Origin of the sequence: Pontimicrobium sp. IMCC45349 (assembly GCF_047219225.1) — a bacterium.
GTDB lineage: Bacteria > Bacteroidota > Bacteroidia > Flavobacteriales > Flavobacteriaceae > IMCC45349.
On record NZ_CP178208.1, the window covers coordinates 1,941,349 to 1,956,703 of the forward strand.

Here is a 15,355-nt window from a genome sequence, read left to right on the forward strand (position 1 = left end):
AAAAATGAACTGTTGATTTTAGTTTTTGAACCGTTGCACTTAATATAACGAACCGTTGCTGGAGACTACAACTGTAGTCTATTTGACTACTATTGTAGTCAAATTTCTTACCGAAAACGGATTTTTTTCAGTTGACTGTTTTTGAAACTGGTTTCTTAAAATTCTAAAAAAATCGAAAAATTAAACTAGGTTTTAATTTGGAGATAAAAATTCAGCTGCAATGAGCTATACACGTTGTTGTACGCAGTTTTAATTTACTTGTCTATAATGTTCCTCTATTTCGGATTCAGATAAATTCAGAAATCGAGCAGCATTGTTATAATAAATATCTCTTTTTTGCTTTTCAGTTAGCCATTCCAAACCATAGATTATTTCAATGTTCTTTCTTACCGTTCCAAAATAGTCAGACGCAAACATTAATCTGTCTCCAAGTCCTTCATTAAATAATTGTTTTACTTTCGGTTCCCAAACCTTTTTTGGGGCAAACATACTCACAGCAGAAATTTCACAATAGATTTGCGGGTATAATTTCATAAGCTCTAATGACTGTTCTGAATATCCTCCTCCATAATGCATTAGGTAAATTTTTAAATTTGGATGTTTTTCTAAAATAGGTTTAAGTAATTCAGGATTTGCGTAATCTGGATTATAATTAGGTCTTTCATCCTTGTTTATTCTTTCTGGTCTTGGTCCAGTGTCTGCATGAATTCCTACAGGAATATTAAATTCTTCAGCAATCTTCCAGTAAGGCTCTAATCTTTTATCGGTTGGTGGAATACCATAATAGTTAAACATTGATTCTCCGAGACTTTTGAAGTTCCCTGTTTTGTAAATTTCTCGCAATTCAGTTTCATTAAAAAATTCTTTATCACAAGGCTCATCTTGTTTTACAGTTTCCATGCAAGGAAAAACCAATCCTCCCCAAAAAAGACTATCAGTTTCTACATACATTTTGGCATATTTCAATGTTCCGCCACCAACTGCTAATACTACATTGTTCTTTTTGTAATTTTCAATAATCCAATCTATTCTAGCGCTATCAATGTCTACTTTACGTTGATTGTAAGTTTCATTATCATCAAACCCTTTTGTAATGTGGAAATGCATATCAATAATAGGTTGATTCTTTAAAAACTCATCGACATCTTCTTGAGCGAAAACAGCAGAAGTCGATATAGCCAAAAAGAAGATTACTATTATTGAAAATCGATTTTTCATGTTTTTGTCAAATTGCGTACAACGGTCTCGTGTAAGAATAGTAGCGGATATAAGTACTAACTTTTTTGATTATAACAGACCTTTTTTGTATTTACCTTGTTTCGTTTTTACGATTAAATCGCTATTATTTTTATACATTGTTGTACGCTGGCTAATTTACCTAATATAATTCTATTGAATGTATAGAGCTTGTCCAATAAATTTCCTTTGTTTTAAATATTAATGTAAAAATGGGTTGAGTTTCTGTAATGTGTATAAATAATTTTATTAATTATTTAAAACGACAGTATTTCTATTTATAGAAAGTATCAATACTTCGTATTTGTGAATATACTTTATAGAACAAAATGAAACAACTGTCAAAAACCTTATTACCTGCTTACTAAAAGACTTAATTATTATTAATAAATAACAAAATAGATTAATGATTTACTTTTCAATTATTAAATTTCCCACATATCTTATTGCAGATACTATTAAATTCTTTCTGTTTTTTGCTCTTAAATTGAATGAGTTAAGTTTATCTCGGTTCAATTTTTTTCCTTTTATAAATATTGTCGATGGTTTAGAAAGTGCAGATAAATCCTCTAATGGATTTATGTCTAAAACTAATAGATTAGCCACTTTTCCTTCTTCAATTGTGCCTAATGATTCAAAATACGAATGTGTTTTACTTGGATTAACTGTAGCTGTTCTTAAAACTTCGTAATTGGAAAGTCCAGCTTCTTTATAAAGTTGCAATTCATTATGAATTGAAAACCCAGGTACTGTAACACCTATTCCTGCATCTGTACCACAAATTATATTAACATCAGCTTTATGAAGTGATTCTACTATTTTTAAATGAAATTTATGCTGTTCTTCAATCCTATTAATTGCTAATGAATCGTTATTTTTTGTATCATACCACCTTTCAAATTGCATTTCACTATCGACTTTTTTAATAAGTGGATTCATATACATTACAGGTTCTGACTCTAAAATAGAATCGTTTAACATCATATTGTGAATGTTTTTAAACACAATTAATGTTGGACTATAACTTGTATGCTTTGATTGTGAAATCGTATCAATTATAGTTTTTAGTTTTAAAGTATCTAAATCAAACTTTAATGCTTGCTGTACAATTTCTTCAGCGTGTTCAATAGATTTTATTTGTGGGTTTAAGTGATATGAAAAGGGTACTTTTTGCGATGGATGCGCTACAATATCTATATCACTCTTATTTGCTTGTTCAATTACAGCATCAAATATTTCTTTATCTAATCCATAATAGGTTTTAATTAAATCATAACCTCGTTCTTTGTATGAAATTATTTTTTCTTTTGCCTCTTCAGGGTTTAACAGATTTAAATTATCATCTCCTATAAACTCTGGACCTGTTAATTTTGGACCAGTGGTTATTATTATTGGTGCATATATTTTACCGTTATTGGCATCTTTTTTTATTCTTAAATGCATTGGCATACCCCATAAATTTCTAACTGCAGTAACACCATTTGATAAATAAAGTCCCAGTTCGTACCTATCCCAGATGTGTACGTGCATATCGATTAAACCGGGTGTTAAAAATTTATTTTGACCATCTATAATTTCCACATTATCAATTTGAATAGTATCTGCTATTCTATTTATAATACCATCCTTAATTAGCACCATATTATTTTTTAAAATGGTGTCTTTATGCATTGGTATTACATTGATATTAGTGATTAAATAAGTGTCTTTAGAATCAATTGAATTTTTATTAATCTTTAAATAATTTGTTTTGTAAGAATCTATCCATATTGTTACTACCAACACTAATACAATTAATATCAAGAGAGTTAAAATAATTTTTAATAGACGTTTTATTGTTTTCATAATTACTATGGATTAGATATTATACTAAATTGATTTTAATTTAAAAGAATTTAAATAGCCTCTGTTTGTAAAACCATATTTTCGGTATATGGGTGCGCCGAATTTAGAGGCTACTAAATGAATTTCTTTACTATGATTTTTAAGTGCATTTGCTAACAGATGTTCCGTCATTTCCTTACCAATACCTAAACCTCTCATTTGCTTTTTAGCTCCAATCATATGTAAACCTGAATCTCCGTTTTTATCCAAGTATAGTATGCCGCAACTTACAAATTGTGCTTTGTGCTGCCCTATAAATAATTGGGTATTTGTATCTTCTAATAAATGAACTAAAACTGTAGGGTGAATGTTATAACTAAAAGCGTTTGAAGCAATGCTTGAAAATTTATCAATTCCATTCTCATCTTCTACTCTTATAATATTAGCGCTCTCTTTAAAAACCATATTAGACGATACTTTAACTGACATACCTTCTACTACAGATGTCATATTAAAGTGATTTTCAATTAGTACTTGATTGATTATATCATCTGCATCTAAAGCAATAGCATTGGGTATGTTATTTTTCAAAATTTCTGTTTTCAGTTTGGTAATACTGTTGTTCTGAATATTAAATGTTTTTGAAGGCCAACTACCTCGTTTTGGCAAGAGTGTGGTATATCCATCATATTGATGGATATAACCACCTACCTTACCTAAATTTGCCCAAAACTCAAATTGATGTTCTATTGGTCTTGATTCCATAATTATACTAATTGAATAGATGATGCCTCAATTAATGCAGCAGAATCTTCGTAGAATCGATATTCTTTAATCATCTCATCTTCGATTACACATAATTGTACCCAGTTACTATTAAATAACTTTCCTGAACTTTTTACAAGGTGTGAAAACTTACCTTTGGCTATAACCAAGTTTCCTTCAGCTTCAACTACAGTATCTACAGTAAACTCTTTAGTTTCAAAAAGTGATACGATATTTTTCAAAAACTGTTTTGCTTCTTCGCGTGTGCGGTATATACCGTGTAATTGCTCGGTAGAACGTTCTTCTTCTTTAACACTTACTATATAGGTGTTTGGATGAAAAACAGTAAGTACTTCATCTAAATTGCCACTTGTAAACGCATTGAAATAAGATTCTACAACTTCTTTATTAGTTTTCATTGCTTTTGTATCGTTACTAATAAAAACGTTAAATGCTTTATCAAGTTTTTTAAACTCTATATCATTTGTAATTCTTTTAGTGTTTACATCAAAGTTACTTTCAAAACTACCTAAAGAATACGTTGCTTTTAATTTTCCACCCCATAAAGGAACTAATTTAGCTAATAGACCTAAATGTGTTCTTGCGCCTGTTGCACCAGGTGATGTACTTAACAATAGTACAGGTTTGTTATCAAAGAATTTTTGAGTGATTACCGATAGCCAATCTATCGTATTTTTCAAAAAAGCTGATGGTAAACCATTATGTTCTGGTGATGCTATTATAAATCCTTCACTCTCCTGAAAAATCTTATACAGTTCTAAAATACTATCAGGTATGGCATTTGACTGTATTTCTTGAGAGTAAATAGGTGCATCAAATTTCTTTAAATCTATAAATCGAATATCATATTCAGGATACTTGCTAATTACAGATTGTACTAATTTCTCGTTAATCGAATCTGGATTATTACTTCCAGAGAATGCTAAAATGTTTTTCATGATTATTCTTGTTTTAAGTATTGTTTTTAAATTATAGACAGCTTAAGCTACTAGAAGAATTTAGGGGTTATCTTAACTCTAGCGCACTTAATTTTTCTCCATCTATTGGCATATCGTATTGTATCCATTCATTGCTTAAATGAAAGTCTACGGAATCTAATTTGCCTGGACCTAGATTTTTATACGAATGAGGTATGTTTGCAGGTCCAATAACTAAATCCCCTTTTTCAGCCACAAATTTTGAATCTCCAACTGTAAATTCGGCACGTCCTTCTAGAATATGAAATATCTCGTCATATGGATGTACATGTAGATTAGGACCCTCCCCAATATTTTCCGTACTATAACGAATCACTACAAAATCTAATCCATATGGAAACCCTTCTTGAACTCCTTTAGGCAATTTCGTATTCTTTAACCACTTACCTCCTGTAATGTGAACAGGTTCTATTCTTGATTTTTTAACTGTTTTGTTCATGTTGTTTGATTTATGTTAAACTTCATTTTAATTGCTCTCCAAGTTCTCCGATTTTATAGAGCCATTTTTTACGTTGCTCCAAAGAAGAGCTTTTGACAGGGGCCAAATAGGTAGTTTTTACGGGCTTAATACCGCAAAACTCTAATACCCCTTTTTTCATATGATTAATAACTGGTTTCTTCATAACCAAGCTATGATACCAGCTTACTGTATCTGATGTTATAACCATTCTTGAAGTTTTTCCTTTTAGTAATTTATTTGGAAATACTTTTCCTTTTTGATATTTGAATGTTACACCTGGTAAGAATGTTCTATCTATAAATCCTTTTAATAATGCTGGTGTACCATACCACCACATCGGGAAAAACCAAACGATATGGTCTGCAACCTTAATTTTAGCAATAGACTCTTCTAAATCTGGTTCTAAAGGATACGGAATGCGATACCCGTATTTTAAGTTAGGGTCAAACTTTAAATCTATTAAGTTTATCGTTTCTACTTTAGCACCTGCCATAATTGCGCCTTTAGTATAACTTTCTGACAAGGCCCAGTTGAAACTTTCTTTGTCTGGATGACCATTGATTATTAGTATATTTTTCATTTTTGTAGTTTTAAATTATTATTGAAATATTTCCACGCTTTCTACTTGTATCAACATAAGCGTGTGCTTTTTGAATATCTTCTAAAGGGTAATTTTTATCTATAAATGGGCGGATTGCCTGATTTTCAACCATTCTTTTTACTTCTTCTAAAGACGCTTTACCTTCTTTAGTGAGCATTTTGGTTGTTACATATTTACCGCCTTTGAAAAGGACAGTTTTTGCCTCTGCTTTACTTATTTTACCAACGGTATCAAAAACAATATCAAATGCTTTGTCTGTTTTTGTAAAATCTTCATTTGTATAATCAATGACTGCATCTGCACCAAGTGTGGTTACCATTTCTATATTTCGACTACTACATACTCCTGTAACTTCTGCACCTAAAAATTTTGCAATTTGGACAGCATAACTACCAACGCTTCCAGAAGCTCCATATATTAAAACTCTTTTGCCCTTATAAGTTTCTGCCTTTTTTAGTAAATACAATGCTGTCATTGCGCCTATTGGAAGGACAGCTGCCTGTTTAAAACCTACGTTAGTTGGTTTAAGTGCTAATGCTCCTTGTTTCCAAAATTCGGGTAATGCTATAAATTCGGCATATGCACCCGTTTTAAGCATTGATGTAGTACCAAATACAGCATCCCCTATTTTAAATTTTGAAACTTTTAGTCCAGCATCAACAATAATTCCTGAAAACTCGTGGCCCAATATTTGTTTTTTAGGTCTAAATAATCCAAAAATTATTCTTGCAGGTAACCAAACTAATGGTGGAAAGTTTGACGCTCGAAGACGCACATCACCAGCAGTAACAGAAGTAGCTATTACTTTTACTAAAACTTCATTTGGCCTGACTATAGGTTTAGGTACATCTTTTAATTGAAGTACTTCTGGGCTGCCATATGTTTTATATACTACCGCTTTCATAACTCTTGGTTTTACTTTTAAAATTTTACTCTACAAATGTCTTTTGTGTAGCGTTGCAAATCGTTCTGAATTACTTTTCCGAACTTCTTTTATCGCCTATATTTTTCGCATTAGGTAAATCCATATTATTCTGGAAATTCTTATATTAAAAGCAGATAAGAGTAATAGTGTTAATCCTATCCAAAAGATTATTCTCATATCGTAAACCGACTCAAAAAATAATCTACCTAAAATGAATACTCCCACTGCTTCAGCTATACCGAGAGCATAACTCACATACATTGCACCAAAGAAAAAACCTGGTTCTCTCTCAAATTTATATCCGCATTTCTTACACTCTTTATTCATTTTATTTGAGAAAAAATTAAAGTAGATATTCCTTTTACTGTAGAAATGTCCTTCATTACATTTGGGACATTTATGGTTTAAAATTTTATGTATCATCACATTAATTATTTAGAATTTCGAGCTTCTATTAAATAGAAATCTTGAAGTTTATTTTTCCCATAGCGCATCGCTACATTATCATCTGCCATAAGTGTTAAAAAGAACTCTAAAGGACCATAAGTACTAATTGAAGTAAATTTTCGCACAGTCCACAGCGTTAGCCTTCTTATCCAGTCTGGTAAGTGCAAAATTGACGGCACTTTACCTTGCGCGCTAAATGCTAATTCTGCTATCTCATTATGTGTTAGAATGTCAGGACCACCAACAGAGATTTCTTTTACATCATCATCCACCAAATCCAAACACAATTTAGCAAGGTCTTCACCGTGAATTGGATTTAATAATTGTTCGCCATTACCAAAGAGGTATATCTTTCCTTTTTTAGCCATTTCTAAAAAGTCTTTCATATCAGAAAAGAAACCATTAGGGCGTATTACGGTGTACTCTAAACCTGATGTCTTTAATTTATCTACAAAGGCTTCCTTCGCCTCCAGAATTTTTAGATTTCTGTGCTTATTACCATTTATTGCTGATATATATATAAATTTTCTAACACCAGCTTCTTTCGCTTCATTAAGCAGATTAAGATTTGCTCTGTAATCCACATCCATATAGGTTAATCCATCCTTTTGACGTGTTATGCCCACAGTAGAAATTACGGTGTCAACATTATTTAGAATACCTTTTAATGTATTAGTGTTTGTAACCTCCGCTTTTACAATTTGTAACCTTGATGATTCAAGATGTTGTAGTTTTTCTGGACTACGTGCTATTAGTACTCCTTTTAGACCTCTATCGTTCATCGCACTCGCTATATAGCCACCGAGATAGCCTGTTGCGCCTGCAAGAAGTATTGCTTTGTTATTATTAAGTATCATTTTAAATGGTATTAGTTGATTAATTGTTTTGTACGTACTCTTGAATACCTTGAGTCACTAATTGAAGTACTTCTTCCCATTTTGGTGAATTATCAGAGAATGTTGCATCCATATTTGCAATGATTGAGAATCCATAAGAGCCGTCTGTCTCTATTTGCATATGACTTGAAACTCCCAAACTATTTCCACCGTGAGACCAATTATTATTTTTCTTGTACCAGTATATTCCGTGATTGTCTGCAAAGAAATCAGGTGTAATATTATCCTCTAATTGTTCTGTAAATAGTAATTGGTAATATTCATTTGGAAAAAGTGTATTAGACTGTCCATTTATACCCTTTACCATATCCAACAAATAATTACTTAAGTCATTATTCGTAGTATGTACACTACCTTCTGGGTATCCGTGATTACCATAAAAAGGTAAGGGTGTATTCCTATCTAAATAAGGTACTGCAGTTTGAGCAAAGTCCACTTCTAAAACATTGAATGTTGTGTTATTCATTTGTAGTGGTTCTATAATGTTAGATTTAACATAATTTGCAAAGTCAATTTCAGTTGCAGATTCTATAACATAGCCCATTAATGATGTTGCAACATTTGAATACGACCACGTACTTCCTGGTATAGTATTGATGAAGTTAGCTTCACCATAGAGTTCTCCATCCTCAACAAAATATTCTGCTAAATAATCTTCTAATGGTACTGGGTTAGTAATTGAAAGTCCTAATTGATTTACCAAAATATTAGCCCCAGATGTGGTCATATCTTGATTTGGCAAGACAAAATAATTTGTTGTAATGTAAGTGTTTGGGTCATCAATGATACCCGAAGTATGGGTAACTAAATGTTTTACTGTAATTATCGCTTCAGGATTTTTGAGATTAACTACATCTACCGGAAGTATTTCATTAATAGGTGTATTTAAAGTAAAATAGCCTTGCTCAATAGCTTTTACAGTAGCCGCCGCTACATAGGTTTTACTTAATGAGGCAATATTTATTACGGTCTGATTAGCAAATAATCCGTCTTGTTCTATATTTTTTAACCCGAACGAATTACTATAGGTAACGCTATTATTTTGTACAAGATTAACAGCAAACCCAGCTACTTCTTTAGCGTCTAAAACTTGTTGCAAATATGATGTTAGGTCTTCTTGTGTTTGAATTTCTGACGGTGAAGGAATTTCTGAAACCGCATCATCATCGTTTGAGCAAGCTATTGTAAATGTTGCTAATAGAATGAATAAAGCACTTTTGATTGTGGTTTTTGTTTTGTGTAACATAACTGTTCGTTTTTTGCCCTTAATGAGCTGATTAATAAATTTTGATGTGACAAAGGTGTTGCGAAATGCAAGAGCAGTCGTTCTGAAATGAAATTCAGAACATAAGAAGTGAGATTTAGAACTTATTATATTCTAAATAGAAGAAAATCAAAATAAGATTGGTGTTCTAACTAATTATAGTTGTGATTTTAACCACTGCTTTGGGGTTTGTCCTTCTACCTTTTTGAAATAGGTGTTGAAAACTGTCTTTGAGTTGAAACCACTATCGTAGGCTAAACCTAATAAGGTAAGGTGCTTGTTTTGTGGTTTTAGTGCAATTTTCTTAAAGTGGCCTAAACGATGGGTATTAATAAGCTCATTAAAATTGGTTTTTAGATTATCATTAATGAACTTTGATAGTTTATTTGGGTTGATGTCTAACTCTTTTGCTAAAATTCGTAACGATATTTCAGGATTTAAATATTGTTTGGACATAATTAAAAGCTGGTCTAATTGTGCTTTTAACTTTGAGGATTCAGTATCAGAGAATGTTAATGCTGATGTATATGTTGATTGCGGGACTATTAGGTTCTTAATTTCTTCGCTTGCTGAAACACTTTCTATTAATTGTTTATATCTATTCGTTTGCCTTAATGGTTCTAAAAATGGGTCGAACTGAAAGTTGATTACCTGTCCGATTCTTTCGTCTACCAAGAGTTCTAAACGGTTAAGAGCTTCTTCTATTTTATTACAATGTATTAAGTAATATAAATCCCAAAAGACCATCAAGTTTTCTGCATCGGTCAAGAGTAGCTCGTTATATTCAATAGTCTGCTTGTTATTAATGGCATTATATAACTCTTCAATTATAACTAAAAACTTATCACTTAAAAACGTCTTTGCGAATGTTATGGCTTCTTTTTTATTCTTTTTGAATAATAGGCAGGCTAATTTTAGATGTCTGCTTAAATCAAAAGTGTTATCAATCTTTAAAGAACTTTCGAAGCATTTTATTGCTGTGTTAAAATCACCTTGTAGATAAAATATATTACCTCTTGTATAGTAATGATTTGGTGATAGTGGATTTATTTTAAGTATATGGTCTGTCTCTTTTAAAGCTTCATCAAAAAGACCATTTGCTGTAAATAATTCTGCCAAGGCTTCATTGGCCTCTCCAAAATACGGATTGACTTCTAAACATTGTATTAGTTCTTGATACCCCTTTTTGAATTGCCAGTTACCCCAAAAACTTATGGTTGCTTTTGCGAAGTGTCCCATATATGAATCTGAATTTAGCTGGTAGCCTTTTTCGAGATATTCATTTGCTTTTTTAAGACCATCAACTCTATCTATATGCCTCCAACTGGCAATTATAGCATAGCACCAACCAATAGCCACTAATGGGTCTGCATAATTGTTATCGATACTCGCACTTTTTTTATAATAGTCAATGGCTTTCTCCATATTAACCAAATTCCAGGTTAATTGATAATGTCTCCCTTTGAGATACCATTGATAGGCTTTTAAGTTTTGAGTATGAATAGTTGATAGGGATTCGTCAATTTCAATGTGTCCAAAGTTCTCTCTTATTTTATCTGCAATTAACAGACTTATTTCATCTTGTAGTGCAAACACATCGTCTAATTGCCTGTCGAACTTTTCGGACCATAAGAGAAATCCGTTATCAGTACGTGTCAATTGCGTTGATATACGAATCCTATCTTTTGCAATTCTAATACTGCCTTCAACCGCATTTGTGACACCTAACTCATTACCTATGATTCGAATGTCCGTAGGCTTATTTTTAAACGCAAATGAAGATGTTCTTGCAGTTACTTTAAGCCCTTCAACTTTTGAAAGCGCATTGATAATTTCTTCGGTAATACCATCAGAAAAGTAATCATAGCTATTATCACCACTCATATTTTTGAATGGTAACACGACAATTGATTTATTGAGGTCTATAATATGATTGTTAATTTTATTCAATGGAAAATAAATTACTATTTGTAAAAATAGATAATTCTAGTCTTTCAGATTCATTATTGCTTCAAGCTTGCGTACAACGTGTTCGTGTATGATTAGTAGCGAGTTTATATGCGTTACTTTTCGGAAAGTAAATTACAAAATAAAAACGAATAGCGATTTGAATTTTTATTCAAGTCGCTATTACTTATACACGTTGTTGGCAATAGTTATTGGACTTCAACTTGACTCCAAATCCCAGTTTTAGCAGTTTCTTGTGCATATTCTAGAAATGTTTTCGCTTTTCTTCCTAAAACTCGTTCAATATCATTAACAACCAGTTGGTTATTTGGATTGGTCAGAACATGGCTGAATAAATACTCAATTAACCACACAACATCATTAGGTATTTGCATTTGCTTCATGCCCTCAATATACTGTTCTAATGTAATGTCGTAGAAATTTAATCTTCTGTTGCTAGTCTTTGAAATGATATTGACAATATCCTTAAAAGTGATTAATTCTGGACCTGTTACCTCAATAATTTCACCATTATAAGAATCATCTAATAATACCGTTGCTGCTACTTCTGCAATATCATTAGCATCTACAAATGGAATTAAAACGTCCGATAATGGTAATGCTACTTCTCCCGACAATATTGGGTCTAAAAAGAAACTTTCGCTCCAATTTTGGTTAAACCAAGAGGCTCTTACAATGGTATAATCTATACCAGAATCCATAACTATTTTTTCGCAGGCCTCAGCTTCGGTCTCACCTTTTCCAGAAAGCAAAACCATTTTTTTGACTCCTGAAACTTTAGCCAATTGGGTTAATTCTTGTATCGCTTCTTTGGCACCTGGAACCGCCAAATCTGGATAATAAGTAACGTACATTTTTTCAATACCTTCTAGACCATTTACCCAAGTATCTTTGTCATCCCAATCAAAACTTGGTGATGCGTTTCTTGAGCCTATTCTTGGTTCAATACCTTTGTTTTTTAATTGTTCTACGACTCGGCGACCTGTTTTTCCTGTTCCACCGATAACTAAAATGTTCCTGTTCATAATTTTATTTTTTTATTTGATTTATACTTCACTTCAGAAATCTGAAGCCTTTTTGTTCGTTTTTTGATTGCTATTTATAATGTTCTATTTGGAATATATGAGTCCAACTAGCAAGAGTGTAAAAGATGTAAACGATGTTATGGTGCGCTGAATATGCCAACGGTTCCATGGTTGTTCAAACTTTGCTCTCAAATCTTTAAGCTCTATTGCTGATAAATTTTCCAATACCGTCTTGTCCAACATCTCATTGAGCGGAACATTTTTAAAAACCGTAATAATACCTATGCCAACGAAGTATAAAATGGCTGCTATTAAAAATGACTTAAACGTGGCTGGATTTGCATTACGATGTAAAATGGCATTTACAAATAACAGTAGCACAGGGCTCAAAAAAACAATTAGAAAACTAGCATTGAGAATCGAACGATTCATAGCTTGAAAGGCTTGTAAAAACCCTAAGTCGTCTAGCCTACCTATTCCAGGCGTAATGGCATTGGACCAGGTAAAACATAAACCTGATGAGAGTCCTGTAAACAGTATGCTTAGCATTAATATGATGAGTCTTATTTTAATTTCCATTTTTAATTGTTTTTAAATGTTGGTACAAAGCTAAAGTGGTTATGAACCAATCATTTATTCCAAAGGACTTATGATTTGTTCGAAAAGTTGAACCTTTTGAATTAGCGCTTCCTTTAGGTCTAAATTTGAAATACCATCCTCTGAAAAATTGTCAAAAAAACTAGGTAGTGAAAAATCTACTACTACATTAGCTCCTAAAAAAGGAAAATAGTTTACTGCAGTCTCTAATACAGTGGCTCCACCGCGACCACCAGGTGAGGTTGCCATTAAAAGTGTAGGTTTATCTCTCCATACTTTTATGTTCACACGAGATAACCAGTCTAAGGTGTTTTTGAATACTGCGGTATACGTTCCATTATGCTCAGCTAATGCTATTATAAATCCATCAGCGATGTCAAATACTTCATTGAGTCTTTTAACAGCTGTTGGAATGCCATTTTCTTCTTCAAAATCAACTCCGTAAATAGGCAGCACATAATCGTTTAAGTCGATATAAATTTGTTCTACATTTTCCAACAAACCAGAAGTGTAGGATAACAACTTTCTGTTGATTGAATTCTGACTGTTACTTCCTGCAATTGTGATTATTTTTTTCATTGTTCTATTGTTTTGAGATTAAACCATCTATTGACCATCTTCCACTGCCGTTAACCGCAACGCTTAGGGCAAGTCCTATAACTAAAAGTGAATATTCGTAGCCTTCACCTGCTTGGTTACCAAACCAGTTCATAAAAAAGCCATGCTCAAGTTGTGTGGTGATAATAATGCCTGCAAACATGCCTACAAGTGCTATGGTCCAAAACCTAGAGAAGAATCCTAGTACTAATGAAATAGAGCCGAAAAACTCAATCATAATTACTGAGAAGGCCACAATACTTGGTAAACCCATTTGTGTGGTCAGAAAATCCATCGTTCCAGAATAGCCATAGCCACCAAAGAGTCCTAATAGTTTTTGTGCGCCATGTGGAAGTATCACTAATCCAAGCGTTAAGCGTGCAATACTCATTCCAACATTTGGATTGGTTTTTAAAAGTTGTGTTACTAAATTTTTCATAATGTTTAAGATTTAAAATTGTTTATATAGTTAATCGATAATACAATCCGAAAGAAGTTTTGTTTATAGGCTTTAAGCCGTATTGGTCCATATCCAAACCAATGCCAACCTGAACATCATCAAAAGACACTCCTACACGCCATTGCTGATAGCTTCTTGAATGTGTTTTAAACTGGTCCCAAATGGTTAAGTACTGACCATTTAACCAGATTGAAATATGGTCATTTATAGGTTTGTTGTATTGAATTTGAAGAAAGGCTTCTACATAGCTCGTATTAATTTGCTCTGAGTAAGCCACTGTCGGTATTAAAACCAACAATAATCTTGAATTTTTGAATGCGTATTTTGCGGATAGTCGTTCTGAAAAGCCAGCAAAGCTGTTATAATATATAGATGGACCAATGGCAATATTTTTGGTAATATTCCAGAATAAAGTAGGTTGTACACCAACCTCATCAAACGCTTCGTTTTCTTGTTTAAACTTTTGAAAGAAAGCCAGAGTATTTAGACTCAGCGTCTGACTTTTAGTAATAGAATAACTTGAGAATACTGTGAAGTCTGTTTTATCAAATCCTGAGAACAATTCTACCTGAGTAAATTGTGCCTGTAAAGGATTTAAAAACCCAATGATTAAAAGTGAACTGATGAGTGTTATTCTTTTCATGCTTCAAAATTCCGATAGGAACACATGAAAAAAAATGAACTAGTTTAAGACTTTTACCTTCTGTTGACTTTTGTGATAATCTTGCTCATAAATTCGGGCGTGATGCCAATATAACCCGCCAAATCTTTCTGAGTAATTCTGTTAACAATATTCGGATATTTCGTTTTGAACTCAATATAGCGTTCCTCTGCGGTTAATGAAATGCCGTGATTTGAGCGTCGTATATAGCTAATTAAGGATTTTTGATATAACATACGATAGAAGCGCTCAAACTTCGGTATCTCTTGAAATAACAATTCGTAATTAGCTCTAGAAATTCCTAATAGTTCAGAATCTTCGGTAGCTTTTATAAAATAGCGTGTTGGCTCCTTAGTCATAAAACTCGCCATATCACCTGTCCAATAATCTTCTACAGCAAACATAGAAATGTGTGGTGCGCCGTCATCATCAAGCGTATAGACCTTTAAGCAACCTTTAGTGATAAAATACTCGTAAGATGTTATATCACCAGCTTGCATTAAAAATGCCTTCCGCTTTATATTAATCTCCGTTAGTAATGAAATGTATTTCTGCTTTTCTAATTCGGTTAAATCAATGAATCTAGATACATTATTTAGGATTAAGATATGTGATTCTTTATATAGCAAAT

At 32.5% G+C, this 15,355-nt stretch carries 17 protein-coding genes; all 17 read right to left on the minus strand.

The genetic code is table 11. The features are described 5' to 3' along the window. Nucleotides 1–249: 249 nt before the first annotated feature. Nucleotides 250–1,218, minus strand: coding sequence for an amidohydrolase family protein (locus tag ACLII3_RS08985; protein ID WP_412983898.1), 969 nt, complete (start codon nt 1,216–1,218; stop codon nt 250–252). A gap of 429 nt (nt 1,219–1,647) precedes the next feature. Further along, nucleotides 1,648–3,081, minus strand: a complete 1,434-nt coding sequence (locus tag ACLII3_RS08990) for an amidohydrolase family protein (RefSeq protein ID WP_412983899.1) — start codon at nt 3,079–3,081, stop codon at nt 1,648–1,650. Nucleotides 3,082–3,105: 24 nt separating this feature from the next. After that, nucleotides 3,106–3,825: a GNAT family N-acetyltransferase gene (locus tag ACLII3_RS08995; protein WP_412983900.1), complete on the minus strand. Its 720-nt coding sequence runs from the start codon at nt 3,823–3,825 to the stop codon at nt 3,106–3,108. A gap of 2 nt (nt 3,826–3,827) precedes the next feature. Then, the gene (locus tag ACLII3_RS09000) at nt 3,828–4,784 is read right to left on the minus strand and encodes an NAD(P)H-dependent oxidoreductase (protein WP_412983901.1); all 957 of its coding nucleotides are present in this window, start codon (nt 4,782–4,784) and stop codon (nt 3,828–3,830) included. Between the two features lie 67 nt (nt 4,785–4,851). Next, entirely contained in the window at nt 4,852–5,262 is a 411-nt protein-coding gene (locus ACLII3_RS09005; protein WP_412983902.1) for a cupin domain-containing protein, read from the minus strand. Nucleotides 5,263–5,284: 22 nt separating this feature from the next. After that, nucleotides 5,285–5,863: an NAD(P)H-dependent oxidoreductase gene (locus ACLII3_RS09010; RefSeq protein ID WP_412983903.1), complete on the minus strand. Its 579-nt coding sequence runs from the start codon at nt 5,861–5,863 to the stop codon at nt 5,285–5,287. A gap of 10 nt (nt 5,864–5,873) precedes the next feature. Beyond that, nucleotides 5,874–6,788 (minus strand): NAD(P)-dependent alcohol dehydrogenase, encoded by a 915-nt coding sequence (locus ACLII3_RS09015; protein WP_412983904.1) that lies wholly within the window; start codon nt 6,786–6,788, stop codon nt 5,874–5,876. Between the two features lie 96 nt (nt 6,789–6,884). Further along, complete coding sequence (locus ACLII3_RS09020; protein WP_412983905.1) at nt 6,885–7,232, minus strand: DUF983 domain-containing protein; 348 nt, start codon at nt 7,230–7,232, stop codon at nt 6,885–6,887. 8 nt (nt 7,233–7,240) lie between these two features. Continuing rightward, entirely contained in the window at nt 7,241–8,113 is an 873-nt protein-coding gene (locus ACLII3_RS09025; RefSeq protein WP_412983906.1) for an SDR family oxidoreductase, read from the minus strand. Between the two features lie 19 nt (nt 8,114–8,132). Further along, nucleotides 8,133–9,398, minus strand: coding sequence for a serine hydrolase domain-containing protein (locus ACLII3_RS09030; RefSeq protein WP_412983907.1), 1,266 nt, complete (start codon nt 9,396–9,398; stop codon nt 8,133–8,135). 174 nt (nt 9,399–9,572) lie between these two features. Next, nucleotides 9,573–11,318, minus strand: coding sequence for a helix-turn-helix domain-containing protein (locus ACLII3_RS09035; RefSeq protein WP_412983908.1), 1,746 nt, complete (start codon nt 11,316–11,318; stop codon nt 9,573–9,575). A 254-nt stretch (nt 11,319–11,572) separates the two neighbouring features. Further along, nucleotides 11,573–12,409, minus strand: coding sequence for an NmrA family NAD(P)-binding protein (locus ACLII3_RS09040; RefSeq protein ID WP_412983909.1), 837 nt, complete (start codon nt 12,407–12,409; stop codon nt 11,573–11,575). Between the two features lie 84 nt (nt 12,410–12,493). Beyond that, nucleotides 12,494–12,988, minus strand: coding sequence for a DUF1772 domain-containing protein (locus tag ACLII3_RS09045; RefSeq protein ID WP_412983910.1), 495 nt, complete (start codon nt 12,986–12,988; stop codon nt 12,494–12,496). Nucleotides 12,989–13,042: 54 nt separating this feature from the next. Continuing rightward, on the minus strand, nt 13,043–13,585 hold the full coding sequence (locus tag ACLII3_RS09050) for an NADPH-dependent FMN reductase (RefSeq protein WP_412983911.1): 543 nt from the start codon (nt 13,583–13,585) through the stop codon (nt 13,043–13,045). Nucleotides 13,586–13,589: 4 nt separating this feature from the next. Then, the gene (locus ACLII3_RS09055) at nt 13,590–14,042 is read right to left on the minus strand and encodes a DoxX family protein (protein ID WP_412983912.1); all 453 of its coding nucleotides are present in this window, start codon (nt 14,040–14,042) and stop codon (nt 13,590–13,592) included. A 22-nt stretch (nt 14,043–14,064) separates the two neighbouring features. Further along, nucleotides 14,065–14,706 carry a hypothetical protein gene (locus ACLII3_RS09060; protein WP_412983913.1) on the minus strand — a complete coding sequence of 214 codons (642 nt, stop codon included), beginning with the start codon at nt 14,704–14,706 and terminating at the stop codon, nt 14,065–14,067. A gap of 53 nt (nt 14,707–14,759) precedes the next feature. Beyond that, complete coding sequence (locus ACLII3_RS09065) at nt 14,760–15,353, minus strand: Crp/Fnr family transcriptional regulator (RefSeq protein WP_412983914.1); 594 nt, start codon at nt 15,351–15,353, stop codon at nt 14,760–14,762. Nucleotides 15,354–15,355: the final 2 nt, after the last annotated feature.